Origin of the sequence: Rhizobium sp. CRRU65 (genome assembly GCF_048551595.1) — a bacterium.
Taxonomy (GTDB): domain Bacteria; phylum Pseudomonadota; class Alphaproteobacteria; order Rhizobiales; family Rhizobiaceae; genus Rhizobium; species Rhizobium leguminosarum_J.
The window spans coordinates 12,707-38,403 of record NZ_JBLYZH010000006.1 but is presented as its reverse complement, the minus strand read 5'-3'; the positions used below and the strand labels follow the sequence as shown (position 1 = coordinate 38,403).

At 60.6% G+C, this 25,697-nt stretch carries 23 protein-coding genes and 1 pseudogene; 15 read left to right on the top strand and 9 right to left on the bottom strand.

The window, feature by feature from the left end; genetic code table 11:
* The 5 genes from ACM5SV_RS13965 (at position 1) to ACM5SV_RS13945 (ending at position 7,501) form a co-directional block, all read left to right on the top strand.
* Positions 1 to 1,203: an ABC transporter permease gene (locus ACM5SV_RS13965; RefSeq protein ID WP_222014109.1), complete on the top strand. Its 1,203-nt coding sequence runs from the start codon at positions 1 to 3 to the stop codon at positions 1,201 to 1,203.
* Between the two features lie 360 nt (positions 1,204 to 1,563).
* A complete protein-coding gene (locus ACM5SV_RS13960) occupies positions 1,564 to 2,166 on the top strand; it encodes a hypothetical protein (protein WP_222014108.1) in 603 nt (200 codons plus the stop codon).
* 400 nt (positions 2,167 to 2,566) lie between these two features.
* The gene (locus ACM5SV_RS13955) at positions 2,567 to 3,538 is read left to right on the top strand and encodes a DMT family transporter (protein ID WP_222014107.1); all 972 of its coding nucleotides are present in this window, start codon (positions 2,567 to 2,569) and stop codon (positions 3,536 to 3,538) included.
* Between the two features lie 522 nt (positions 3,539 to 4,060).
* Positions 4,061 to 5,548, top strand: coding sequence for a right-handed parallel beta-helix repeat-containing protein (locus ACM5SV_RS13950; protein ID WP_221992400.1), 1,488 nt, complete (start codon positions 4,061 to 4,063; stop codon positions 5,546 to 5,548).
* A gap of 459 nt (positions 5,549 to 6,007) precedes the next feature.
* Complete coding sequence (locus tag ACM5SV_RS13945) at positions 6,008 to 7,501, top strand: right-handed parallel beta-helix repeat-containing protein (protein WP_012758027.1); 1,494 nt, start codon at positions 6,008 to 6,010, stop codon at positions 7,499 to 7,501.
* A gap of 65 nt (positions 7,502 to 7,566) precedes the next feature.
* On the opposite strand, the gene ACM5SV_RS13940 is transcribed toward ACM5SV_RS13945, so the two are convergent.
* From ACM5SV_RS13940 to ACM5SV_RS13930, 3 genes are all read right to left on the bottom strand, one after another.
* Positions 7,567 to 7,848: a hypothetical protein gene (locus ACM5SV_RS13940; RefSeq protein ID WP_012758026.1), complete on the bottom strand. Its 282-nt coding sequence runs from the start codon at positions 7,846 to 7,848 to the stop codon at positions 7,567 to 7,569.
* A 137-nt stretch (positions 7,849 to 7,985) separates the two neighbouring features.
* Positions 7,986 to 8,630, bottom strand: coding sequence for an NrsF family protein (locus tag ACM5SV_RS13935; RefSeq protein WP_012758025.1), 645 nt, complete (start codon positions 8,628 to 8,630; stop codon positions 7,986 to 7,988).
* A complete protein-coding gene (locus ACM5SV_RS13930) occupies positions 8,627 to 9,175 on the bottom strand; it encodes a sigma-70 family RNA polymerase sigma factor (protein ID WP_012758024.1) in 549 nt (182 codons plus the stop codon). The genes ACM5SV_RS13935 and ACM5SV_RS13930 overlap by 4 nt, the downstream gene beginning before the upstream one ends.
* A gap of 235 nt (positions 9,176 to 9,410) precedes the next feature.
* Here ACM5SV_RS13930 and ACM5SV_RS13925 point away from each other — a divergent pair, with 235 nt between their 5' ends.
* From ACM5SV_RS13925 to ACM5SV_RS13915, 3 genes are all read left to right on the top strand, one after another.
* Complete coding sequence (locus tag ACM5SV_RS13925; RefSeq protein ID WP_222014106.1) at positions 9,411 to 9,680, top strand: pentapeptide MXKDX repeat protein; 270 nt, start codon at positions 9,411 to 9,413, stop codon at positions 9,678 to 9,680.
* An 88-nt stretch (positions 9,681 to 9,768) separates the two neighbouring features.
* Positions 9,769 to 10,611 (top strand): cytochrome b/b6 domain-containing protein, encoded by an 843-nt coding sequence (locus ACM5SV_RS13920; RefSeq protein WP_221992399.1) that lies wholly within the window; start codon positions 9,769 to 9,771, stop codon positions 10,609 to 10,611.
* Positions 10,608 to 11,384, top strand: coding sequence for a molybdopterin-binding protein (locus ACM5SV_RS13915; RefSeq protein WP_012758021.1), 777 nt, complete (start codon positions 10,608 to 10,610; stop codon positions 11,382 to 11,384). The genes ACM5SV_RS13920 and ACM5SV_RS13915 overlap by 4 nt, the downstream gene beginning before the upstream one ends.
* A 100-nt stretch (positions 11,385 to 11,484) precedes the next feature.
* Here the strand turns inward: ACM5SV_RS13915 and ACM5SV_RS13910 are convergent, their stop codons facing one another.
* Positions 11,485 to 12,261 (bottom strand): protocatechuate 3,4-dioxygenase, encoded by a 777-nt coding sequence (locus ACM5SV_RS13910; RefSeq protein ID WP_113545936.1) that lies wholly within the window; start codon positions 12,259 to 12,261, stop codon positions 11,485 to 11,487.
* A 343-nt stretch (positions 12,262 to 12,604) separates the two neighbouring features.
* Here ACM5SV_RS13910 and ACM5SV_RS13905 point away from each other — a divergent pair, with 343 nt between their 5' ends.
* Positions 12,605 to 14,185 (top strand): Na+/H+ antiporter, encoded by a 1,581-nt coding sequence (locus tag ACM5SV_RS13905; protein WP_419425328.1) that lies wholly within the window; start codon positions 12,605 to 12,607, stop codon positions 14,183 to 14,185.
* Positions 14,186 to 14,284: 99 nt separating this feature from the next.
* Here ACM5SV_RS13905 and ACM5SV_RS13900 read toward each other — a convergent pair whose 3' ends face one another.
* Positions 14,285 to 16,186: a potassium transporter Kup gene (locus ACM5SV_RS13900; RefSeq protein ID WP_012758018.1), complete on the bottom strand. Its 1,902-nt coding sequence runs from the start codon at positions 16,184 to 16,186 to the stop codon at positions 14,285 to 14,287.
* A 342-nt stretch (positions 16,187 to 16,528) separates the two neighbouring features.
* Between ACM5SV_RS13900 and tyrS the strand changes: the two genes are divergently transcribed.
* From tyrS to ACM5SV_RS13885, 3 genes are all read left to right on the top strand, one after another.
* On the top strand, positions 16,529 to 17,788 hold the full coding sequence (gene tyrS, locus ACM5SV_RS13895; protein ID WP_221992448.1) for a tyrosine--tRNA ligase: 1,260 nt from the start codon (positions 16,529 to 16,531) through the stop codon (positions 17,786 to 17,788).
* Between the two features lie 289 nt (positions 17,789 to 18,077).
* Entirely contained in the window at positions 18,078 to 19,253 is a 1,176-nt protein-coding gene (locus tag ACM5SV_RS13890; RefSeq protein WP_221970874.1) for an MFS transporter, read from the top strand.
* 501 nt (positions 19,254 to 19,754) lie between these two features.
* Positions 19,755 to 20,177 carry a TIGR02594 family protein gene (locus ACM5SV_RS13885; protein ID WP_012758016.1) on the top strand — a complete coding sequence of 141 codons (423 nt, stop codon included), beginning with the start codon at positions 19,755 to 19,757 and terminating at the stop codon, positions 20,175 to 20,177.
* Positions 20,178 to 20,245: 68 nt separating this feature from the next.
* On the opposite strand, the gene ACM5SV_RS13880 is transcribed toward ACM5SV_RS13885, so the two are convergent.
* Positions 20,246 to 21,031 (bottom strand): class I SAM-dependent methyltransferase, encoded by a 786-nt coding sequence (locus ACM5SV_RS13880; RefSeq protein ID WP_222014105.1) that lies wholly within the window; start codon positions 21,029 to 21,031, stop codon positions 20,246 to 20,248.
* 154 nt (positions 21,032 to 21,185) lie between these two features.
* On the opposite strand from ACM5SV_RS13880, the gene ACM5SV_RS13875 reads away from it, so the two are divergent.
* Complete coding sequence (locus ACM5SV_RS13875; protein WP_221992396.1) at positions 21,186 to 21,662, top strand: GNAT family N-acetyltransferase; 477 nt, start codon at positions 21,186 to 21,188, stop codon at positions 21,660 to 21,662.
* A gap of 89 nt (positions 21,663 to 21,751) precedes the next feature.
* On the opposite strand, the pseudogene ACM5SV_RS13870 reads toward ACM5SV_RS13875, so the two are convergent.
* Together ACM5SV_RS13870 and ACM5SV_RS13865 are read right to left on the bottom strand one after the other, a co-directional pair.
* Positions 21,752 to 22,073: pseudogene (locus ACM5SV_RS13870) on the bottom strand (low molecular weight protein tyrosine phosphatase family protein).
* Positions 22,074 to 22,150: 77 nt separating this feature from the next.
* On the bottom strand, positions 22,151 to 23,554 hold the full coding sequence (locus ACM5SV_RS13865; protein ID WP_221992395.1) for a pyridoxal phosphate-dependent decarboxylase family protein: 1,404 nt from the start codon (positions 23,552 to 23,554) through the stop codon (positions 22,151 to 22,153).
* Between the two features lie 309 nt (positions 23,555 to 23,863).
* Between ACM5SV_RS13865 and ACM5SV_RS13860 the strand changes: the two genes are divergently transcribed.
* Both ACM5SV_RS13860 and ACM5SV_RS13855 read left to right on the top strand, forming a co-directional pair.
* Positions 23,864 to 24,313, top strand: a complete 450-nt coding sequence (locus tag ACM5SV_RS13860) for a hypothetical protein (protein ID WP_221992393.1) — start codon at positions 23,864 to 23,866, stop codon at positions 24,311 to 24,313.
* A 136-nt stretch (positions 24,314 to 24,449) separates the two neighbouring features.
* Complete coding sequence (locus ACM5SV_RS13855; RefSeq protein ID WP_221970842.1) at positions 24,450 to 24,956, top strand: GNAT family N-acetyltransferase; 507 nt, start codon at positions 24,450 to 24,452, stop codon at positions 24,954 to 24,956.
* Here the strand turns inward: ACM5SV_RS13855 and ACM5SV_RS13850 are convergent, their stop codons facing one another.
* Positions 24,957 to 25,655, bottom strand: a complete 699-nt coding sequence (locus ACM5SV_RS13850; RefSeq protein ID WP_221970843.1) for an endonuclease NucS domain-containing protein — start codon at positions 25,653 to 25,655, stop codon at positions 24,957 to 24,959.
* Positions 25,656 to 25,697 lie beyond the last annotated feature (42 nt).

Below are 25,697 nucleotides of genomic sequence, written 5' to 3'. Positions count from 1 at the left end.
ATGTCATCAACGCTCAAGCAGATCTTTCTCATGATCAGAGTCAATCTCGGCAGCCTGCCGCGGCGGCTGTGGATCTCGCTGTCGATGGTACTCTCGGTGGCGCTCGTGGTGGCGGTGCTTGCGGGTTTTCTCGCCATGGCCAGGGGCTTTGAGGCAGCCCTTCAAGGCGCGGGTTCGACCGGCATCGCCGTCATTCTCGGCGGCGGCACCAACCAGGAGACCGGCTCGGATGTGCCGGCCGAAGCGATCCGCAGCCTGACCGCCGCAACCGGCGGGATCGGCGTGGCGCGGAATGCCGCGGGCGGGCTGGCGCTGTCGCGCGAGATCGTCGTTGCCGTCGATGTCACCAGGGCAAGCGACGGCGCCGATCAGACGCTGTCGCTGCGGGGCATGGATCTGGCCGGCCCCGGCTTGCGCGAACGCGCCACGCTGTCGGCGGGCAGGCTGTTTTCACCAGGCGCCCGCGATATCGTCGTCGGCGCCCGCATCGCCGATGAATTCTCCGGCTTCGCCGTCGGCGACAAGGTGCGGCTCGGTGCGGTGGACTGGACGGTCGTCGGGCATTTCACGTCAGGCGGCAGCGCCTTCGAATCCGAGATCTGGGCGGATCTGGAGGCGGTGCAATCGGCCGTCGATCGGCAGGGGCAGGTGCAGAGCCTGCGCGTGCGGCTTGCGGGGGCAGGCGGGTTATCGGCGCTGCGCGAGCATCTCTCCGCATTTCCCGGCGCGCCGCTCACCGCCGTCTCCGAGGCCGATCTCTATGCGACGCAATCTGAGCGCATCAGCAGCCTCATCCGCCTGTTCGGTTGGCCGCTGGCACTGTTGATGGCGGTCGGCGCCACCGCTGGCGCGCTGAACACGATCATGAGCTCGGTCTCCGACCGCACCGTCGAAATCTCAACGCTCCGCCTGCTCGGCTTCGGCCGCCTGCCGGCCTTCACTGCCACCTGGGTCGAGGCCGTGGCTCTCTCGATCACCGGCGCCGCCCTCGGCATCCTCGCCTCGTGGCTCGCCTTCAACGGCTGGCAGGCCAGCACGATGGGCGCCAACAACACCAAGATGGCCTTCCAGCTCGACGTCACCGCCGACGTCGCGCTCACCGCCGGCCTGCTGGGGCTTGCCATCGGCATCATCGGTGGAGCGTTGCCGGCGCTTGCTGCGACGAGGCTGCCGTTGACCTCGGCTTTGAGGGCGAGGGGGTAGAGGCTGGCTGCATGAGAACTCTCCGGGTAGGTGAAATGATCACTGCGACCCATCCGTCCGCCATCGACCCATTACGATTATTCAGACCGTCGAATAGTAACCACACATGCCCTCATCGACGCAATCCCTTGCCGACCATTGGGGAGCTTCGCGGGCGCTCTATGTCGGTACGGTCTCCGGTTTCGCGGCTGCCTGTGTCGGTCTTTACGCGATGTATCGAAAGGATCATCGCGCGCCAGGGATAGGAAGAGATGGCTAAAGCGTAGTTTGGCGTTATCCCAAGGCTGCTTTTGAGAGGCTGTTGCATTATGAATACCTGCCCACCTATATCTTCATCCCGAAAACAATGAGGATAGTTTGATGGACTGGGGCGCAGCGGAATGGGGTGCAATCGCGAGTGCAGCCGCAGCGATAGCGACAGCCGCGGCAGGGTATATGGCTCTCGTGGCGGCAAATCGGACTATCAAAGCCACTAAAGAAGCAGCAAGCGAGAATGCAGCATTGCTGCGTGATCAGATTGAGGTTCAACGTCAGGAGCTTGCGGAAATCAAATTGGCAGCGATCGAAGCTGATAGGCGCCAGAAACTCCTTGCTGCCTACTCAATCTTTAGGCTTACCGGTGAGGTTCACGCCGTGGTTTCTTTCGCCACGAACAATCATCAAGGCGAGAACCCTATCATCCCACACTTCTCCGATAATCTTATAAGGAGAGTTGAAGCGTCCTATCCCCTTCAGAGCTATCTGAACAGGGAAAATCACATTGGTTTTCAGCTTCTAGACGCAGTCGTTCATGGCGAGACCCTGAATAACAAAGAGCAGGCGCTATACATCATCAATAGATTAAATGCGCTTCGCCAGGCTCTTACGCCTGCTATTGTCGGTTTGCCCAAAGGAGATGGCAGCCGAATTTACGGCAGTGATGGCATTACGCCTCTCGTTGCCACCCCTGACGCCGATATATAAGCGGGTGATTAAGGCGATGTAGTCAGTTGCAGAGGCTTGATGTTGGGGTGTCGCGCTGATCGCCGGCCGGGGGCTCCCCGCATGACCGGCAATCGAGACTTCAATGCAGCCGTGTGGCGTTTATGCTCTCGACCATAGAAAGGCCTGTGTTTCCGGGCGACGTCATCACGGCGACCCGTCCCTGATCGGCCCGAAGGAGACATCAGCTTATTAATCCGGAAATGCCGCAAAGCGGCGGGGCACGCTCTGGCGGCAAATGGAAATCCTTCGTTTGCCCTTGCACGGCGGTGGCGAGGACTCCGGACCAAGGTGAACGGCATCCAGGGGGTGTTGTTCTCACAACAGGCGGAGCGCCGCCGCCCATCTGTGCAGCCCACGGAAACTGTGGCATAACTGAGCCATGGCAATGAATGTCTTGGCGGTCCATCGCGACACGGTCGGGACGGAACAGGCGGCAGGCAATTCGCTTGCCGCCGCCTATTCCGTGGGCGTTCTCTGCTGGCTGCTGTCGGCCGGCGTCTATATCGCGGCGAAACGGGTTTCTACTGAGATGCCGCCCTGGGCGCTCTGCTTCTGGCGCGTGCTGATCGCCTTCGCGATCCTGATGCCGATCGTGCGCCGGCATTTCGGCGACATGGTCGCGCTGGTGCGGGCTCGCGCCCTCGAACTGCTTGCGATTGGCGGTGTGGGACTGGCGATCTGCCAGGGCATGATTTTCGTCGGCCTCGAACATGCCGATGCCACCACTGCCGGCATCATCATCGCTCTGATCCCGATCATCACCATGATCCTTGCCCGCTTGATGCTGGCCGAGCCGATGGGACGCTGGCAGGTGATCGGATCGATCCTGGCCTTTCTCGGGATCGTGGTCATCATCATCAAGGGCAGTCCGGCCGCGCTGATGCGGCTTGACTTCAACCCGGGTGAACTGTGGATCGTCGCCGGCGCGTTCTGTTTCAGTCTCTATACCGTCCTGCTCCGCCGCGCGAAATTCGATATGAATCGCCTTGCGCTCCTCGTGCTGCTGCTCGGTGCGGCGGTGCTGACGGCGCTGCCCTTCTACCTGTCCGAGTTATTCTCAGACGAACGCTCGACGCTCAACGGCAGCGGGCTTATCGCGCTCGCCTATGTTGCGATCCCCGGCGGGGCGGTCATGTACTACCTCTTCAATCGTAGCATCGAGGCGCTGGGGGCGGCTCGGGCTGGCGTCCTCCTCTACATTCAGACCATCTTCATCGCCGTGCTCGCCTATCTGATCCTCGGCGAGCAGTTGCAACGCTATCACCTCGAAGGCGCGGCACTCATCATTGCCGGCTTGCTTCTCATCATCCTGCTGAAGCCGAAGATCAAGGCCGAAGCGGCTACTGCATAATTCCTAAATCGGGATCGATTTAAGGATAAAATTATGCAGCAATTCAAAGTGCTACAGCGCCGCGCGTCTGAAAAGACGCGCGGCGCTGTAGGGCCTGAGGTCTCCCCATCGCTGCGACATGGTTGCCGCTGACCTCGGCTTTGAGGGTGAGGGGGTTAGGGTTTCACCTTGGAGTGCGCCTTTCGCTTACGCTCAAGGCGTTCGTCGCTGGCGCTCCTCACGCCTTGAGCGCAAGCGAAGGCAAGAATCACATGGCGTACAGACCGAAGGCGACGTGCGCCTCGCGCAAACACGCCGCGATTTATTCACCTCGAAGTCGCCGATTTCTCGGCCCAAGTTGTAACTTTCGTCACACCAGGCAATTGCCTGTGGAATGAGGCTCGCGAACCCGCCCGCTGCCCCATTGACAACATCTTATCGCCTTCTTGCCGTGGCCGGTTGCCCCCCGCCGCATCCGATCGGCCGATCCTGGACGATCCCGGCGGCGACATAGCGATCCGACGAACAGGGCAACATGGCGATATGACAGTCTACTATGTGAACTCAGCGAGCGGCTCCGACCGCAACAGCGGAACGGGCCAGACATCGGCTTTTGCGACTTTGTCCAAAGTGGAATCCTTGAAGCTGAAACCGGGCGACAGCGTGCTTCTTGCCAAGGGGAGCGTGTTCAACGAGCAGTTCGATATCAAATATTCCGGCACCGAGAGTGCGCCGATCAAGATCGGCAGTTACGGGACGGGTGCGGCACCCGTCATCCACAGCAGCGGCGACGGCATCCACAGTCTCTATGCCTCGAACATCGTCATCGAGAACGTGAAGATATCGAATACCGGGGGTGCGGGCATTTATGGCGGCAGTGTCACGAACTGGACGGTCCGCGACGTCGAGATCGCCAAGACGGGATTGTCGGAAAACGCAGGTGCCGTCACCTTCCGGAGCAGCAAGAACGTCACGGTCGAAGACAGCACGATATCGGGCGTCAAAGGCGACGGCTTCTGGATCGAGAAAGTCAACGGCATCAAGATTCTCAACAACACCGTCACCAACGCCCATGGCGCGACGGCCGATGGCGTGCAGGTGAACGACAGCAGCAACATTCTGATCAAGGGCAATCATCTCGACCAGACGCATGCCGATAGCCCGAAGGGCGTCATCGCGCTCGTCAGGCCGGTGAATGCCGTGGTCGAGGACAATGTGATCACGGGCGGCGGCTTCGGCGTCAGCGCCCAGGCGGGCAAGAACGTCGCCATCCGCGACAACGACATATCGGGATTTCACGGCTACAGCTGGTCCTTCGCCGTCGGTCTCGGCGACACGGGCAATACGCGAGACTACGATATCGCGGGCAACCACATCCATGACGGCGCTTGGGGCGTGGTCATCAGCGCCGCTGGCAGCCCGAGCTATGTCCGCACGAATATCAAGGTCCACGACAATGTCTTCGACGACCTCTCACAGGCGGCGTTAAAGGTCGACAGGCCGGCATCCGGCTCCTTTTCCAACAATACGATCGAGACCGGCACCAAGGCCACCAGCATATCCCCTTCCATCGTCGACGCGCACACCTTCTCCGTCAGCAACAACCATACGATCGCCAATGTCGAGACGGCGCTGGCGAGCCCAGTTGCCAAGACTGCCGCAGCGACGGAGGCGGTCGTGGATCCGGCGGTTGTCGCTGTCCATGACAATTTGAAGATCCTGACCGATACGGGTGCTGCCCATCACGGCAATCTCCTCGAAAACGACAGCTCGGACAATGACACCCTGGTGCTTCGTCGCTTCGGGGACGAAACCGTCGGCAAGCACGGCCTGACGCTGACCGGGGAATACGGTGACATCCACGTGGACCGGGAAGGCAACTATGCCTACACGCTCGATGAAACGAAGCTCCCTGACCATAGCGGACATGTGAGCGAGTCGTTCAGCTACGGGATCAACGATGGAACCTCGCATCACAGCGACGGGGACACGCTGACCGTCTTCATCCACCTGGATGGTTTGCTGAGCTGAGGTGAGCGTGCCTCGGCACTACGCCGGGGAGGCGTTGCTTCCGGGTAAGGCTCCCTGGGGAAGCGTTGCTCCTGCCACCAAATGGCTCCCCAGCGCCCCTCATCCGGCTGCCGCCGGGCGAGGGTAAGGGGCATGCCACACGGCCTCAACCTTTCTGGCTTGCGACTGACCTGAAACAGGACGCTGCTCCTCCCACGACCATTCGTCGCCGAGGCGTACGATACCGTTCGTTCACCTTTCGGTCGTTGTTGTGTAGATTGTTTACGTATAAGTTGTAGTCTCGAGGATGCAGCCACCGCCAGGCGCTTCTCGGGACCAAGGCAGGCCCACAGGGTCTGCCAACCGCCGTGAAGGCAATATCGAAGACCTTCTTGAACATGGCCTTTAGCCCCGACCGCATCCGATCCACGCGTCGCAGCCGATCCAGACGGCTGCGCGGCAATTCGAGAACAAGGCGATATGGCAATCTATTATGTGAATCCGGCAATAGGCTCCAACGGCAACAGTGGAACGAGCGAGGACACGCCGTTTGCATCGTTCTGGGCGGTTGAAAACCTGAAGCTGCAGCCGGGCGACAGCGTGCTGCTCGCCGCCGGAAGCGTGTTCAACGACCAGCTCGACCTGAAATATTCCGGCACAGTGAATGCCCCGATCACCATCGGCAGCTACGGGGTCGGCGATGCGCCGGTCATCCATAGCCCCAACGACGGCATCCACAGCCTCTATGCATCGAACATCGTCATCGAGAACATCAAGATCTCCGACACCGGCGGTGCGGCCATCTATGGCGGCTCTGTTTCGAACTGGACGGTCCGCAATGTCGAGGTCGATCACACCGGACTGGCGGGCAAGTCAGGATCGATCACCTTCCGGACCGGCTCGAACATCACCATCGAAAACAGCACGATCAACGACGTCAACGGCGATGGCGTCTGGATCGAAAAAGTCAACGGCGTCAATTTTCTCAACAACACCGTCACCAATGCCCACGGCACCGCGGCAGATGCCGTCCAGATGAACGACAGCAGCAATATTGTGATCAGCGGCAATTACCTTGACCAGACGGGCGCAGCTACGCCGAAGGGCGTAATCGCGCTCGTTCGGCCCGTAAATGCCTTGGTCGAGGACAACGCGATCATCGGTGGCGGATTTGGGATCGGCGCGCAAGCCGGCACCAACGTCGCTATTCACGACAACGATATTTCAGGTTATGGCGGCTACAGCTGGTCCTATGCCATCGGTCTCGGCGATCAGGGCAATACGCGGGACTATGATATATCGGGCAATTACATCCATGACGGCGTATGGGGCGTGGCGATCAGTGCCGCCGGCACGACCAGTTACGTTCGCGAAGATATCAATATCTACGGCAACGTTTTCGATGACCTGTCCTCAGCGGCGCTGAAGGTCGACAGACCGGCATCCGGCTCCTTCCACGACAATGTCATCGCCAGCGATGTCACGCCCTACAGCATATCGCCTGCCATCATCGCCGCGAACACCTTTCCCGTCAGCAACAACACGACGCTCAACGAGGCCCAGGCGACGATGCTTGCGAGCAGCGATAGTCTCGCGGTCGGCGATGTGACGCACACGGACACGGCGCCTGCGCTTGTCGCAACCCATGACAGCCTGAAAATCACCTCCGACCTGGACGCCGCCCATTACGGCAATCTCCTCGAAAACGACAGCTCGGCCAATGGAACCCTGCTGCTTCGCCGCTTCGAGGGCGAGTTCGTCAACAAGGACGGCGTGACGCTGACCGGCCAATACGGCACCATCCATGTCGACGGTGATGGCGACTATAGCTATACGGTCGACGCGGCGAAGCTCGCCGGGCTTAGCGGAGAGGTGAGCGACACCTTCCACTACAAGATCTCCGATGGGACTTCGCTACATTTCGACACGGATACACTGAGCATCTCCATCCATGTCGATGACCTGCTGATCTGATAGGGACGCCGGCAGCAAACGGCTTGCATCATCGCTGCGGCAGTCCGCCCAGCCCTTGCGAAGTCTCATTGATCGCCGAGCAGGATACTAATGACGTCGACTTCGATTTCCGCGCAGATGATCTCGTATTCGGTGATGACTGCGGGATCGGCCGATCTATCCCGGCGCATGCGATCGAGGACGGTGCAGGCTTCGCCGTAGGCGCCGCACAATTCATAAAAATGGGGCTGGCTCGCCGCAACTGCTCTGATCGTTGCCCGCGTCGCAGGCAGCCTCATCATCAGCCTGGCCAGCCCCTGTTCCGCGGACTGCCGGGTGAGGTGGGCTACGCCTTCGTTCCTGACCATGCCGTCATTCCTTGCTGCGTGTGTTTTCCGATCCAAGGGGGTACGCAATACTCATCCCCCGACTAGTACGCAGGAATGCTGCATCTGGTTTCATGCCGGATGAAGGATTAGTGGCGCAGTGCCGCAAACAGCCGGTGCTACCAGCGCAGGAGGCGGGGGCCGAGCAGCGCGCCGATTGCGCCGGTCAAAAGGATGCCAAGCGAATACCAGAGGGTGACGAAGGGCAGGCCGTTTTCCGTGCAGAACCAGGAATAGACCCAGGCGCCGGATGCGCCGGCGGCAATGCCGGCGATGAAGCCTGCGATGCCGAGGTTGCTCGGGGCGCCGCCACGGAGAACCCAGGTATTTGCGATCAGGATCGGCATGGCAAAGGCAAAGATCAGCAGCGGGCAATGCAGGGCGGAGGAGCCAAGCACCAGCACGGGATAGCTTGCGGCCGGCGACAAAGCGAGCTGGACGGCCGCCATGACGGCGAGGGCGAGTATGATGGCCGCGGCAATCCCGAAAAAGCGCCCCTCCGAGCCATCCGGCCGGGACAGGCGGTAAACGGCTGCGAAGGCGGCGATTGCAAGCAGGGCATTGTAGGCGGACTTAATCCAGAAGACCGGCAGCATCAGCGCCTGCGCCATGTCGGTGCGAAGGCCGAGGACGATAAGCATCAGCAGCAGCGAGACTGCTAAGGCCGGCAGGATGGCGAGCGCGAAGCGGCGTTCGAGCGCATGTCTCGGCACCGGCTTCAGATCCCGGACAAGGCTGTCGATCACGTCCTCAGTCTCTCTCACATCCCACCTCGCAATCTTGCCGCCAGCGCCTTGATACCTCTGTGTACGCCAACCTTGACCGCCGATTCCGACTGTCCGGTGCGGCTTGCCGTATCGGCCACCGACTGCCCCTCGAGCTTGATCTGACGGATCAGTTCCTGCTGGTGCTGCGGCAGGCCGTTCAACAACCGTTCGACATCCATGCGCGCTGCAATCGCATCCTCCCTGAAGTCGTCTTCGATCTCCTCGTCCAATTCCATTTCCGCCTTGTACCGGCCGCCATGCTTTCGGTGGTGGTCGATCAGCTTGTAGCGGGCAATCGAGAAGAACCACGCGGTGAACGGCCGCTCCCTGTCATAGGTCGCCCGGCGCGAATGCAGCGCCAGCAACGTCTCCTGCACGAGATCTTCCGTGTCGGATTTCGCGGTAGTGCCGATCCGCCCGCCATAATAACCGACGAGCAGGGTTCGCAACGTCACGAGCAGACGCCGATAGGCTGCCTCGTCTCCGTCTAGGGAAAGAAGCATCAGCATCTTCAGTGCTTGTTCCGAATGGGCGCTCGTCATGTCGTCTGCAATATCATTCGGGTGGATGACGCTTTGGTTACAGGCGGGTTCAAAAAATCTTCCGGCGGCAATTCAAAGTGTACAGCGTCCTTTGCGCGTTTCGAAAAGACGCGCGGCGCTCTAGCGCTATCACATAAGCGTGAGGCTGTAACCGTCTTCGCAAGGGGATCGAATTCAGGACTGTGAGCCGTCGGCGGGTGCCGGCGGACATGTCAATCGATCCGAGGAGACCCTCATGACCAAGATCCTTTCCAGCCTTGCCGCCTGCAGCTTCGTCATCGGCCTGTCGCTTGCCGGTGCTGCCAGCGCCCAGAGCAGCGATGCCATGAAGAAAGACAGCATGAAGACCGACACGATGTCGAAGGATGCGATGTCCAAGGATGCAATGAAGAAGGACACCATGGCGACCGGCAGCACCAAGGCCGACTGCATGCACAACGCCGGCATGGAGAAGGACACGATGAAGAAGGACACGATGACGAAGGCCTGCGACGCGATGAAGTAAGCTTTGGGCGCGGCCGCTGAAAACTATTTGGCCGGCGGCCGCGTCCTTTTCTCGCGAAGACCTTTCATATCGATCCGGAGGAATTACCATGGCCACGACTGATGCCGGCATGGCGAGCGGAGGCACGCTCTTCTACCGCCATGGCCTGCTGGTGCGCCTGTCGCACTGGGTAAACGTGCTGTGCATGACGGTGCTGCTGTACAGCGGCCTGCAGATATTCAACGCCCATCCGGCGCTCTATTGGGGCCAGTACGGCGCCGACAACGATCCGTCCTTTATTTCCATGGAAGCGGAACAGGAAGGCGATGCGCTGAAGGGCGTGACGCGCATCGGCGGATTGAGCTTCGACACGACGGGCATACTCGGGGTTTCGAATGTCGACGGCGAGGCTGCGGTACGTGGTTTTCCGAACTGGCTGACCTTGCCGAACTACCAGGATCTGGCATCGGGCCGGCGCTGGCATTTCTTCTTTGCCTGGCTGTTCGTCATCAACGGCTTCATCTATCTCGCCTATGGTTTTATCAGCCGGCATTTCCGCCGCGATCTGCTGCCGGCGGCCGTAGAACTGAAGCCTTCGCATCTCGGCCATGAGATCGTCAGTCACGCCCGGCTGCGCTTTCCCAAGGGGGCCGAGGCACGCCATTATAATACGCTGCAGAAACTCGCCTATGTCGCCGTGATCTTCGTTCTGCTGCCGCTGATGATCGGGACGGGGCTTACCATGTCGCCGGGCTTCAATGCGGTTGCGCCTTGGCTGCTGGATCTGTTCGGCGGCCGGCAATCGGCCCGCACGCTGCATTTCCTGACCGCTTTTTCGCTCGTCGCCTTCGTCGCCGTGCATGTGGCGATGGTGCTGGTTTCGGGCGTGTTCAACAATCTGCGCTCGATGATCACCGGTTACTACGATATCGAGCAGGGAGGAAAGTCATGAGCCGCATCATCACCAGGCGTCGCTTCCTGATCGGCGCGACCATGACGGCATCGGCGCTGGGGCTCGCCGGCTGCGATGCGCTCGTCGAAAGCGATCGGACGAAATCGGTGCTGAAGATCGCCGAAGGCTTCAGTATGAAGACGCAACGCTTCTTGCTCGGTGACGACGCGCTCGCCCGCGAATTCACGGAAGCCGATATCTCGCCGACCTTCCGGGCCAACGGCACGAGCATGCCAGATAATGCCCGCTATATCGACTGGATGAACCAGCGATTTTCAAGCTGGAAGCTCGAGGTCGGCGGGCTGGTCGACAGGCCGATGCAGCTGACGCTGGCGGATCTGAAAGCCCTGCCGGCCCGCACGCAGATCACGAGGCATGACTGCGTCGAAGGCTGGAGCGCGATCGGCAAATGGACCGGCGTGCCGCTCGGTGCGCTGCTTCAGACGGCGGGCCTCAAACCCGAAGCCCGCTACATCGTCTTCCACTGCGCCGACGAATATGAAAAGACGCTCGACGGCAGCGGCTGGTACTATGAAAGCATCGATCTCGTCGATGCGTTCCACCCCCAGACGATCCTTGCCCATACCATGAACGGCCGCGATCTCGAAGTCGCCCATGGCGCGCCGCTTCGGCTCCGGGTCGAGCGCCAACTCGGCTACAAGCAGGCAAAATACCTGACCGGCATCGAAGCCGTCGCCGATCTCGGCCAGCTCTACGGCGGCAATGGCGGCTTCTGGGAGGATCGCGGTTATGAATGGTATGCGGGCATATAGTCCCCGACCGATATGCCGACCTTGACGCTTTCCTCGTCTCGGGTTCCACGGCCGGAGAGGTCGTCGTGATCGAGGGTGTGGAACCTCGCCGCTGCCCCGCTCAGGTAGAGAGGCCGATGGTGATGGTAGCGGACAGCACGCCGCTATCGAGCTTTTCGAAATCGAAGATGTGGTCGGCCGCATCCTCCGGGATGAGGCCGTCCTCGTCGTTGCGCGTATCGCGGGCAGGGCGTCCAATATAGTCCGGATGCTCGCCATAGATGATATCGCTCAGCACATCATCGAAATAGATCTGGCTGACGAGAAGCTCCTTGCCCTCGACGAGGATGAGGCAGTGAACATGCGGCGTACGGCCCTTGTACCATCCGGGATAGGCCGTCAAAAAGCTTGCCTGCCCCTTGGCATCCGTCAGTTGGCGCCCGCGGAAGGCAAGCCCGCTGATGGCCTCGGCATCGCCAAGTGTACACATCTGCGCAGCCTCGCGGCCGGAATAGATGCCGCGGTGATCGGTATGCCAGATTTCGATATCGGCATTTTCGACCGGCCGGCAATCGGCTGCGTGGACGATCCGAACGGCCAACCGCAAAGGCAGCCCGGCCTTTCCTTCCGAGATGTCCTGACGAGCCGGGACATTGTTAACATGGCAGGGGCCAAGGGTCTGGGCGACGGTTACGACGCAATTCGGACGGCTGCGGAAGAGCGGCTCGGGCAGCTTTTCCAAGGTAACCGATTTCGTGCCGCCGCTCACGAAATCCGTTCCCTTCCAGTCGAATGTCCTGGCGGCAACAACGACATGCCGCCGTGGCCAGATCGCCACCGCAGCCACGGATGATGCGACAATGGCCGCACCTCCAAGTACAAGGGTTCGCCTCTTCATCTGTCTTCCTTTGCCTCAAGACGCAGGATTTAAGGAGGATGCGCGGAAAATTCCAATTAAATCCAGGCAATGATCGGCGCCAACGAGATCATCGGCATCAGATGCCCGCAGAGCCGTTAGCTGGGTTCGAAGTGGCCATTCCAGTTCGCGCAACGTATTGACGAGAAAGCGTATTCTGCCGATGTTAGCAAGTGGACGGTTGCTCAAAGGCGTCTCGTCGATTCAATCGCGCAAAGACTGCTGTAACGCGTTGAATTGCTGGATAATTTTGTCCTTGAATCGATTCCGCTTTGAAATATGCAGTAGGCATCCAAAATTCGTTTCCGAGCCGGGGCAGAGGCATATGGAACCAACACACTTGTTCGAGCTCGTCATCGCGATGTTTCTTGCGATCATCGCGCTGCATTATGCCGCCCACCGGCTCGGACTGCCGCCGTCCGTCGCGCTGCTGACCGGCGGCGCCTTGCTGGCGTTTGTGCCGGGGTTGCCGGCGATATCAGTCGATCCGGAGCTGGTGCTCGTCATCTTCCTGCCGCCGCTCCTCATGGACGGCGCTTGGGCCATCGCGCTGGCGCGGTTGCGGCGCCATATGATCGGCATCGCCTCGCTGGCCGTCGGCGCGGTGTTGTTCACCTGTGCGGTGGTGGCCGTCGTGGCCCATCTTATCTTTCCGTCGCTTCCCTGGGCCGCCTGCGCGGCCCTTGGCGCGATCGTTGCACCGCCGGACGCGGTCTCGGCGCGCGCCGTGCTCGAGCGCGTCAGGCTGCCGCGGCGGCTGCAGATTTTATTGGAAGGCGAGAGCCTGCTCAACGATGCGAGCGGCCTGGTTCTTTTCCGTTTTGCCGTTGCCGCCGTCGCAACCGGAGCCTTCAGCGCGGGGGAGGCGGTCGGCAGCTTCTTCGTGCTGGCGCTCGGCGGCGCCGTCGTCGGCGTCGTTGTGGGGACGGCATGGGTCAAGCTCGCCCGGCGTCTCGGCGACGAATATCTGATCATCGCAGCCACGGTGCTGCTTGCCTGGATTTCCTATCTGCTCGGAGAGTTGCTGCATGTTTCCGGCGTCATCGCCACCGTCACCACCGGCCTGATCGCGTCCTGGCACCAGCACACCGTATTTTCGGCCGCAACGCGCATGCGCGGCACGTCGTTCTGGACCGTGATGACCTTCCTGATGGAGGCTTCAGTCTTCACGTTGATCGGGTTGTCGCTGCGGGATGTCGTCGAACGCGGCGGCGGCTTAACCACCGTGATCGCGACGATGGGACTAGCGATGCTGGCGATCCTCCTCACGCTGGTGGTGGCGCGGTTTGCCTGGGTTTTCGCCTCCGATCTCATCATCAAGTTCTGTGCGGCCCTGGGGGTGACGCGAGCTCAGCCGCTCGGCGTCGGCGGCGCGACGGTTCTCAGCTGGGCAGGTGTGCGCGGCGTGATCACGCTCGCCCTGGCGCTCAGCCTGCCCGAGGGGTTCCCGGGCCGTGACTTCATCCTTGCCACATCCTTCGCCGTCATTCTCGGAACCGTGCTGGTGCAGGGCACGACATTGGGGCGGGTGATTGCCTGGGCGCGGCTGGCACCGGAGACGGAAAGAGCGCGCCTCACCATGAGCCAGGCCGAAGCCGCCATGGCACAGGTGCAACTCGGGATCGTCAAAAACCTGGCATATGACGCAGAGGGAACGCTCATTCACCCGCAATTGCTGGAGCGCTATCAGCGCAGGGCCACAGCGATCGTCGACTATGCCGAGAGAACGGAGCATTACGTACCGGTGCTCCATGCTCATTTCGACGTCGTTCTCGAAGCCGTTGCCACTGGACGCCGGGAGCTCATTCGCCTCCATCGCGCCGGCGACATCGACGACGAAACATTAGACGAGCTGGAACGGGATCTCGATCTCGAGGAACTGAGCGCGATCTCAGCCAAGGCGTGAGGTTCAGCGCTTTGCGCCTTCGGCTTCATCGTCAACGCATTGCGATATCTAGACTGATACCTGCGCGATCCTGATGTCGCCGCCGGGTGGCGTCCTACCCTAAATGGCGATTTGTTCGCCGAGTTCGACGACGCGGTTGGAGGGCAGGTTGAAATAGTCGGAAGGGTCAATCGCCAAGCCTTCCAGCGCCATGAATATGCGCTCCTGCCAGGCGGGCAACCCGGTGTTCGGCGTCCTGACGAGGTTCCGGCGGCCGAGATAGAAGGAGGTCCTCATGATCTCGAACTTGAAGCCGCCCTCCCGGCAAAGAGCCAATGCCCTGGTGACGTCAGGGTCGTCCATGAAGCCGAAGGTGATGTCGAGGCGGACGAAACGCGGCGAGAGTTGGCTGATCTTGATGCGGCGGCTGTCGGGAACATAAGGTTCGTCCTCGGTCCAGACGGTCAGGATGACGTTCTGTTCGTGGAGCACGTGGTTGTGCTTGAGATTGTGGAGCAGAACGTTCGGCGTCCGATCCGGGACGCTGGTCAGGAAGACTGCCGTTCCCGGAACGGTGACCGGCGAATGGTCCGACTTTCGCTCGATCGACCTGATGAAGGAATCGAGCGGGATCTCGTTGTTGGCCCGCAGTCTCTTCAGATAGGCCTGGCCTCGGGTCCATGTCCACATCAGGATCATGATCGCCAGCGCAAGGGCGACCGGAACCCAGCCGCCATCGTAGATCTTCAGCAGATTGGCCGCCAGGAACATGACTTCGATGGTGAAGAGCGGCAGCAGCCAGGCGGCGGCGAGCACGAGGGAGTAGCCCCAGACGACCCGAAGGAACTGGAAGACCAGCATGGTCGAGATGACCATGGTTCCCGTCACGGAGATGCCGTAGGCGGTCGCCAGCGACTCGGAGTCGCCGAAGGAAAAGATCAGCATCAGCACGCCGACCAGCAGGAGAAGATTGACGGCCGGCACGTAGATCTGGCCGGTGTTGGTCTCCGACGTGAACTTGATCCTGAGCCTCGGCAGGAAGCCGAGGTGAACCGCCGAGCGGGACAGCGAAAATGCACCTGTGATCACCGCCTGGCTGGCGATGATCGTTGCCATCGTCGCCAGGAGAACCATCGGCGGCAAGGCCCAGTCGGGATACATCAGAAAGAACGGGTTGCCCGCCGTTTCGGGATGGGCGAGAACCAGCGCGCCTTGCCCGAGGTAATTCAGCAGCAATGCGGGAAAGACAAGCACGAACCATGCCATTTGGATCGGGCGGCGTCCGAAATGCCCGAGATCGGCATAGAGTGCCTCAGCACCCGTCACCGTCAGAAAAACGGCGCCGAGCACGATGAGGCCGACGCTGCCGGCATGGGTGAGGAACAGGAATGCATTGGCCGGATTGAGCGCGGCCAGGATCCTCCAGTCGTCGCCGATATGGATCAGGCCGCCAGCCGCCATGGCTAGAAACCACAACACCGTGATCGGCCCGAAAAGCTTGGAAACGGCGGCCGTTCCCCTCGACTGGACGGCAAACAGAACGATCATGATTGCCGCCGATGCAAGCGGGACGTATTCGGCAAAGGCGGGTGTGATCAGTTTCAGGCCTTCGAGCGCCGACATGACCGACAAGGCAGGCGTGATCATCGCATCGCCGATGAAGAGGGCGGCGCCAATCAGGCCGGCGAAAAAGAGCACCGGCACGTTTCGTCCCATCTTCTTCATCAGGAGGGCGAGGAGCGAAAGCGCGCCGCCTTCGCCGTCATTGTCTGCCCTGAGAAGGAAGAGCACATATTTGAAGGTCACGATGATCGTCAGCGTCCAGACCATCAGCGAAATCAGACCGATGACCTCGGCCTCATGCACGCCATCGGCGGCAAACGGCCTCAGCGCCTCGCGAAAGGCATAGAGCGGGCTGGTGCCGATATCGCCATAGACGACGCCGACCGCGCCGATGACCAGTCCGACAAAGCCCTTCCCGCCGGCGCCATCCCCCGTCTTATCCATATGCGTCGACGTCATGGTTCCCCGCTCATGCCACTTGCCTATGAGAACAAACATATGCCGCATTGCAGAACGGCAAGCAAATTGATGCGGGTGCGAATTTTTTGTGAGGGACAGATGCGGAGATGGGAGGGGCGTTGCGATCCGTTCAAATATCGCCAGTTCGCATCCCCTTGTGATTGCGCTGTCGCATGATAAAAAGAATACATGACCTGCGCCCTGAACCTTTCGAGCTTGTATTACACGCTGCTCCCATAGAGCGGCGCAAGGTCATATTCCTGACACTTGAGACGCCGCACGGTCGGCGGCACGTGTGTCAACAGATGGTCTCCGGCCTCATCGGCCCAAATGGAGACCCTCGTGATACTATCCCCCCAGCCCACCGGACCTAGATCCGACTTTCTTCGCACTTTGAGCGAGCGCGGCTTCCTGCATCAATGCACCGACTTGGCAGCACTAGACATCTGGCTTTGTTCAGGGGCCGGCACGGCCTATAACGGCTTCGATCTTACCGCCGACAGCCTGCATGTCGGGCATCTCATTCCGATCATGATGCTGCGGTGGTTCCAGAAGACCGGTAACAAACCCATCGCTTTGCTCGGCGGCGCGACAAGCCGCCTGGGCGATCCGAGCTTCCGCGACACGTCGCGTCCCCTTCTCAGTCAAGAGCAGATCACGAAAAACCTGATCGGCATCCGGCGTGTCTTCGAGCGGTTCCTCGCTTTCGGGGACAACCCGACCGATGCTGTCATGGTCAACAATTCCGACTGGTTGGGCGGGCTCAACTACCTCGATTTCCTGCGCGATATCGGGCCGCATTTTTCAGTCAACCGGATGCTCACATCGGAGAGTGTGCGCCAACGGTTGGAACGAGAGCAATCGCTGTCATTGCTGGAATTCAACTACATGGTCATGCAGGCCTACGACTTCCATATCCTCGCACAAAGCTGCGGCTGCCTGCTTCAACTGGGTGGCTCCGACCAGTGGGGCAATATTGTCAGCGGCGTCGATTTTGGACGGCGGATCGGTGGACGCACCCTGTTTGGATTGACTGCTCCGCTACTGACGACGACGTCGGGCGCGAAGATGGGCAAGAGCGTTTCAGGGGCGGTTTGGCTCAACGCCGACCGGTTGTCGCCCTATGAGTTCTGGCAATTTTGGAGAAACACCGGGGATACCGATGTGGGGCGTTTCCTCAGGCTGTTCACCGAGTTACCCTTAGGCGAAATTGCACGCCTCGAAGTGCTTCGGGATTCCGAGATCAACGAAGCGAAAAAGATCCTTGCCGACCAGATCACGAGCCTGTGCCACGGGCTCGATGCGGCAGTTTCCGAAACTTCCCGGCGCATCTTCGAAGCGGGCGAGGTGCCGGCGGGTCTTCCGACGGTCAGGCTCCCGCATAGCCTTCGCGGTGCCTTTCCGCTCGTTGACGCCATGGTCGTTGCCGGGCTCGCCAAGTCGAAAAGTGAAGCACGCCGATTGATCGTCGGCGGCGGTGTGCGGGTGAACGGCGGCAGCGTTAAAGACGAGGCATTGCGGCTTGGCGACTCCGACATCCAGAACGGCGTGATCCGGCTTTCGGTCGGCAAGAAGCGACACGTCCTCCTTCAGCCGGTTTAGCGTGGTCTGTTCAATTCGGGGAGCGGGCAACCTCGAACCTCCTTGTCGCGCTCTCTGCGGGTGCCGTTGACAAGGTGGCCCTTCGGCGCGACTTATTTTGCAGCCTTCAATTGGAGCGGCTGCTCGGCATTGAATTGTGAAATCAGCGGCGGCGGCATCATGCTGACAGGGAATGTCAGCAGCGGTGGTCGATAATCCTGAGATCGCGGGTTTCTCAGCCAGTCGCCATTTCGTCGGAATGTCCGGTTATGCCGCCGATATCCCGCCCCAATCGGAGCAGAGTGCCGAGATGAAGCCGCACCACCGCATTTTCTTCATCCAGTTTGCCGTGGCCCTTTCCTTAGGCGCGTTTGTTTCGCGGCTGCCCGATCTTCAGCTCAAGTTCAGCCTGACCGAGGGAGAGCTGGGCCTTTTGCTCGCTGTCATGTCCTCCGGGGTTCTCTGCGGGTTGACGTTCTCGGTGAGGTTGATCGAGAGGCTCGGTGCGCGCACCACGGCTTTCGTCACCGTCTTCGGTGCGGCGCTGTTTTTCGCGCTGATCCCCTGGATGCCTTCAGCTCTCCTGGCGGTGCCATTGTTCTTCATTGCCGGCGTTTTCACCGGCGCGTTCGAGATCAACGCCAATATCGAAACCGATCGCCGTGAGGCGCTGCTTGGGTACCGCATCATGAGCCGGGCTCACGGCATGTGGAGCCTCGGCTTCTGCATCACCGCCCTCGTTGCCGCCGGCATGCGGCAGGCTGCCGTCTCCATCGAACTGCATAGCTTCATCGTCCTGGTGACGGTCTTGATTGCCGGGTCGATCGTTTTCTCCGGGATCGAGAATGCGCCCCGGCGGCAGGACGCTCACCCCGGAGATACGCCGATCATCGCTTTTCCCACGATCGGACTGCTCCCGCTTTGCCTTGTCGCCGCAGCTCCGCTTCTTGCCGAAGGCGCAAGCGTCGATTGGTCGGCGATCTATATGCGCGACGTGTTCGCGGTCGAACCCTTCGTCGGCGGGCTCAGCGTGACCATTTTCTCCTCGTTCATCGCCATCGGACGGCTCGGCATGGACCCTGTCATCGACCGCTTCACTCCGCGGCCGGTCGCCATCACTCTCCTTGGGATCGCGACCATCGGTGTTGTCATGGTTGCGACGGCGACACACCCTGCTATCGCGCTCGCAGGCTTTGGCCTGACAGGTATCGGCTGCTCTTCAGTCTATCCGCTTGCCATCTCGGCTGCGGCCCGACGCACCGATCGACCCGCACCCGTCAACGTTGCAGCGCTCGGGCAGACGACGTTCCTTGTGTTTTTCGCCGGGCCGCCACTACTCGGTTTCGTTGCCGAACACTTCGGCATCCGCTTTTCGTACTGGGCGGTCGTCCCTGTTCTCGCCGCAGCACTGCTGGTCACCAGGGCACTTGCTGCTGATCCTGCACCGGTCACAGGCCAACCCGAACCGGCGCAACCACACGGTTGACCCGCCACGCCGGCCTGCGCTGTCGTAAGCTCGTTCACGTCCGCAACCGGAGGGGCAACCTCCGGCTTTCGCTGGTGAATTTGGCGAACTCAATGTATTTCCTATCGCGCCGAAGTATTATTGGCGGTTATCGGAAATATAGCTCGTATAGGTGAGGGGTTAATTCCGCGCCCTGTCGTCAACTCTTGGCGAATGGTTTTGCTGCTCAAGCATTGCGGACACAGTCCATCTCCTTTGAATGGACCTGGTTGCGATGGCGAGACTCCAGCCTTTCGGCCTAGCAAAACATATGTATTGCGGGGTTTGTGATGGCGGTCTCCGGCCGCAAGGGGAGGCTCGCCCACGGTGCTCTGCGCCTCGCTTCGGACAAATTTCCGCCGCCAAAATGCCAGTATTAGTTGTTTCTAAATCATGCCATAATTCGCATCTACGTTGCCGCGCCTGTTTTATTCTTCGCCACATTTCGGAATTTCAACATTATACAAACAATGGTGGGTAACTATGAAGGTTATTCTCGTCATCGTCCTCACGGCGCTTGCCGTGCCCTGTGAGGCGGACATGCTCGGCACGGCGTCCAAGTACAAGAGCATGCACGAACGCTCCATCTCCTTCCTCAGCATCAATCCGCGCAGGGTATCGTGGTGCGGCGCGTTCCTGGCCTTTGTCGCCAAGCGATCTTCGCGGCAACCGCCGCCCAACCCCAACATGGCGGCGTCCTGGAGGAAGTTCGGCAAGCCGGTCGGCGTCCGCTCCGCCAGGCGAGGGGATGTCGTGGTGATCCGCACCGGTCGGCGCTTTCATGTCAGCCTGTTCGATCACATCGACCAGCGCCGGCAGTACGTCTACCTGTTCGGCGGCAACCAATCCAATCGAGTCCAGCTCTCGCGCTATCGCGCCAGCTCGGTGGTCGCCGTGCGACGATGATGTTGGGTGAGAACCCGGGTGAGAACTCACCCTCCATCCAAACCTCGGTGGCGGCGGGAAAACAGGCCTTACGCCTTGCGCGCCCTGATGTGGAGGAAGATCGGCGCGATGCGGGTATCGGCGACCATTGGCTCGGCGAGCGCCACCTCGACTGACGCCATCGGCTCGCCGAAAGCTTCGATCGTCAGTCCCACTTCGACGATCATCGACACCCAGGTCGACAGCGTCCGGTGAAAACGCGGAACGGCGAACGGCGTCAGTGTCGCCCGTTCGGCCTCGGCGATGGAGGAAAAGATCCAGCGATCGATCCGGCCGTCGCTTTCGTCGAAATAATCGGCGATCTCGACCGCGACGGGCTCGCCGGCCTGATTGCGGATATTGCGGCGCGTCGGCGGCACAAAACAGGGGTGCAGGATCGAAAACTGCAGGAAGCCGCCCGGCTTCAGGACCCGGTGGATGCCTTTCAGCACCTCGCGCTGGTCGGCCATGTCCATCATCGACATGAAGGCGGTGACGAAATCGAAGCTCGCCTCCGGGAAATCGATGCTCTGGCCGTCGCCGAGCACGTAGTCGATGCCGAGCGGCGCTTCTGCCTCGCTCTCGCGGGCATAGCGAATGAAGGTCGGGGCGATGTCGAGCCCGGTCATGCGGGCGCCGAGACGGGCGACGGCGCGGGTATTGGAACCTTCGCCGCAGCCAAGGTCGAGCCCAGCAAGGCCTGCGACCGGCGGCAGCATGTCAAGAAAGGCCGGCGTGTTCAGCGCGTCGCGATATTTGTCATAGCCGGCGCGGCTATAGATCGTCCAGGTCTCAGCATTGCTCTCCCAATGGGCGGCGACATCTTTGGCGTTCATCACTCTCCTCCTTGTCCGATCTGAACGGGCGGGGAGCTATAAGCGCAGTCTGTGGCAATGGGAAGACCGGTGGTCCACTGTAAGCGATTCACGCCTATGGATCATGATCAAGTTCGCGTGCACAATCATGCGATCGAGAGGATAGGGGGCTGCTGTGTCCGACGAAGTGATCATCCGCGAACTGGCTGGCCTCGATCAGATGATGACAATTTTCCCGCTGTACAGCCAGGTTAGTCGCCTGAGTGAGGCCGTGGTTTGCCAACGACTTTCAGCCATGTTTGCACAGAACAACTACCGCTGCATAGCAGCATACATCGACGAACGGATGGTGGGTGCGTCGGGTTTTTGGACTGGCACTCAGTTGTGGTGCGGCAAGTATGTCGAGGCGGACAATGTGGTGGTAGACAGCGCCCTGCGCAGTCAGGGCATCGGCGGCAAGATGATGGCGTGGATCGAGGCGGAGGCGGAGCGGACTGAATGCGCTGTGGTCCGTATCGCCATGGTTCTGGGAAGGGAGCGTACGCACCAGTTCTACGCGAGAAATGGCTACTTCGACGACGGCCTGTTGATGGTGAAAGCCCTAAGTCGCGGTGCGGCCGAGTTTCCGGAATATGTCTCTCAACAAGTTTGACATCGGCCCCCGCAGCTCGGCGCAAGTTGCCACCATTGGCGCGCCCGCCTTCTGTTCGGGGCGGCGATTTTGCGGTCGCATGAGCGAGCTCAGAGATGCCGGGGCACCTTTGCCTTCAGCAGTTGCACGAGCGCGGGGGTCCATAAAATCGTAGTTGTCAGGAATATGAAGGCAGATCAATCGCTTGTCCTTGAGAGCTGACCTGTATTTGCCCTGGACTTTCGTGCGGTGAGCTTTCTCCATGACGAAGACGATATCGGCCCATTCGATCAGCTCGTTCGATAGCGGGTTTTCGGCATCGTTATTGGTGCCGGCCGAGGAGACTTCGATATCAGGCCAGCTCGCGAAGACCTGTTCGGCCGTCGGGCTGCGAAGTTTGTTCTGACTGCAGACGAACAGGATGTTTTTCACGTTTCGATCTCTCTTGGAGTGAGCGAGGCCGGCGATAGCACAATTCCGTGCCGGGGCGAACCAAGGGAGTTGATGCGTCACCCCAGGCTCACACTCTTGAACGCGGCGATGATGCTTTGTGCGGCGAGTTGGGCCTCATCTGACGTCGTCTGGAAATTGCTGACGGAAAGGCGCAGCACGTCGCGGCCGCGCCATTTGGCGCCGCCGGCGAAGATCATGCCGTCAGCCTGGATTTTTTCGATCGTCTTTCGCGTCAGCGCGTCGCCTTCTTCGGAGGGCAGGTCGGCGCCGAAGCGGATGACGAGCTGGTTCAGCGTCACCTCGTTGAGAATGGCTATGCCGGGCTCGCGTGCAAGCAGGTCGGCCACCAGCCGCGCCGAGGTGCAGCACTGGTCGATGAGGGCGGCCACACCCTCGCGGCCGAGATGTTTCAGCATCGCCCAGGTGGCAAAGCCGCGCGCCCGTCTCGAAAGCTCGGGCACGTAGTGGGAAGGATCGCGTTCGCCTTCGCCGGCGAGCGGCAGATAGCTCGCGGCGATCGTCATGGCGCGGCGATGGGCGAGCTCGTTGCGGACGATGGCATAGCCGCAATCATAGGGCGTCTGCAGCCACTTGTGGCCGTCGGTCGCCCAGCTGTCGGCCACTTCGATGCCGCGGCTGAGGTGGCTGGTCTTCGCTGATGCCTGCGCCCAGAGGCCAAAGGCGCCATCGATATGCACCCAGGCGCCTTTCGCCTTCAACAGCGGGATGATGGCGGCGAAGCCGTCGAAGGCGCCAGTATTGATCTGCCCCGCCTGTAGAACGGCGATGACGGGCCCAGAGACAGTATCGAGCGTGCCCGCCAGCGCGGCCGGGTCTATCCGTCCCATCGCGTCGGTGGGCAGGCGCAGCACGCGATCATGCCCGAGGCCGAGGAACTGAAGCGCGGAGAAGACGGTCGTGTGGGCATCGTCGCCGATCAGCACGGTAATCTCAGGCGCTCCGAACAGGCCCTTTGCGTCGGCATCCCAGCCCACCTGGCGCAGCACCTCGCCGCGGGCGGCGGCAAGGCAGGTGAAGTTCGCCACCGTTGCGCCGGTGACGAAGCCGACCGAGCTTTCGGCCGGCAGCTTCAGGAGATCGAGAAGCCATCTCGCCGCGACGGTCTCGACGGCGGACGCGGCCGGGGCAACGGCATGGTTTCCGGCATTCTGGCCCCAGGCGCTGGTGAGGAAATCAGCCGCGACGCCGACCGGATGGGAGCCGCCGATGACCCAGCCGAAAAAGCGCGGGCCTGTGGTCGCATGCAGCCCGGGTTCGGCGCCGTCCGAGAGACGCCTGATGACATCGAGCATATCGGAACCCGCCGCCGGCAGCGGCTCGTCGAAACAGGCAAGCGAGGCTGTGTAGTCGTGGGTGGGCATATGGCGGGCGGGCGCCGCCTGCCGGAACACCGCCGCAAGACGCGCGGCTTCCTGAAACAGAGATGCGATTGCGGACATACGGATCCCCTACCGCCGCCGATCCTGGAGGGACACACCCCCGAAAGCAGGCTGCCGGCACACGCAATCTAGCCCATATCGGCGGGTCTGTCTTCGCCCGGCAGACCCGGATCTGGGCTCCGGGCCTTCCTTGTGCTTGCCGAGACCTCAAGACAATTTGAGCATCGAGGAGGTGCTTCCTAAATATCTACAACAACTACCTTATCCCGTTCTGTCCATTTTTGAAATTCGTGGCTCTTGTTGAAAATGATTGCCTTCTCTTCAAGTATCGTTCAATAATGCGGAAATATCATTTGCACCATTGTCAAGTTGGTGCCGCCAATCAGCGAGGGATATGCACTGAAATATTTCCTTCTCTACGCGCTGACGTGCACGTTGGTCGGGATAGTTCTTCTCTTCATTACCCATGAAGTTGTACCGTTCACGATCGACAAGCCAACCGATCAATCGGTCGCCGGACCAACTGATGAGCCAGTTGCCGGACCAGCCGAGCAATCAGCGGCCCGACCAACCGGTGAGCCGTTGAACGCGGCAACCGGCAAGCCGGTGCCGGGGGCAACAGCCGATCAGGCCGCCGTCCAGCCAGCCGATCCCTTGGTCGTCCGATCCACCGGCCAGCCGGTCGACGGGCCAGCCCGTGAACCTGCGATTGGACCAACCGGCGAACCGGCAGCGAGGCCGACCGATCAATCGGTGGTCGGTCCGCCCGGTGAACCGGTCGTTCGGAAGGGTGGCCGGCTCGGAAGTCCGGCGCAGTGACCGGCGCCTGAGACGACGGATTTCCGTTCGATCTCGTAACTTCGAGCATATGCTGAACTAGGAAGCTTCCTGACACCGGTTGCATCGGCTGAGTCCATCTGTATTGACAGTACCTCTCATCTCGCAGGAGGTCCCGATGGATGGAAGTGGCACGACGATCAGGCATGTCAGAGCAGACGAAGTGGAGGCTTTCCGGCGCATCCGTCTGGAAGCGCTTCGCACCGAACCGTCCCTCTTTGCAAGCCGATACGAAGACTGGGCGGTTCTTTCTCTCGAGGAGTGGCGCAATCGCCTGAACGAGCCGGTTTTCATCGCCTTCCAGGGTGACGAACCCGTCGGCATAACCGGCCTAGTTCGGCAGCGGTCGAGCAAGATGGCCCATCGCGCGACGATCATCATGGTTTACGTGAGAAGGAGCCTGCGCGGATCGGGCCTTGCCGGCAAGCTGCTCGGCGCGGTGGCCGATCATGCGCGCGATATTGGCATCCTGCAGCTGGAACTCTTCGTCAGCGCGGAGAACCCGGCGGCCATACGCTTCTATCAGCGGGAAGGCTTCTCCGAGATAGGCAGGATTCCCGGCGGGGTGCTGGAGGAGGGCAGGGAGATCGACGACGTCATGATGGCTCGCCGTCTGGTCGGTTAGCTAGGGTTCGATATCATGCGCTGGCGTGACGCTGAAGCTCACAGCGTATTCGAAAAGATAAATGTTTGGCATGACGATACGCGCATATTTCAAGTTTCTGCTGACCGACTTCGAGACGATAATGCCGGATACGTCCTTGTCTCGCCCAATGGTCTGTTTGATCCAGCCCATATATCGCGCGATTTGGCCCAAGGCACGGTCCGCGCTTTGCGCGCGTTTCAACTCGAAAACGAAAAATGCCCCATGCTCATCGATTGCAAGGATATCGATCGGTCCGACGGCCGACGGATATTCGATGCCATCCCGTCCCATCGGGTCCACGTAAAGGCGCAACTTGCGCCCGCCGAAATCGATGGAGCCAAGGTTGGCCGCCAGGAAATCGCGCAGCTGATATTCGAGGGAAAAATATGAAGAGCTTTCCTCGACTTCGCCGATGCTGTCCTCGGCGCCGCCCAATAGCTCTTCCACGACGTGCATGCCACCGGCAGAACTCGGGGAAATCATGCGAACTTCATCTGGCGTCTCCTGCATCGCCCACCCGGCTTGCTTGAGAGCACCTCGCAACTGATGCGATGTACTTCGTGTCGCGTCGAAGCCAGCAGGCAAATATTGCGGGTTTTGTCTGAGCCAATCCTTCAGCGGATATATTTCCAGACCGCCGTCGTCCTTCGGAATGACCACGCTATGCCGCTGAACCATTTCATATTCCCACAAAATATCTTCAGAATGCGGTCAATGTAA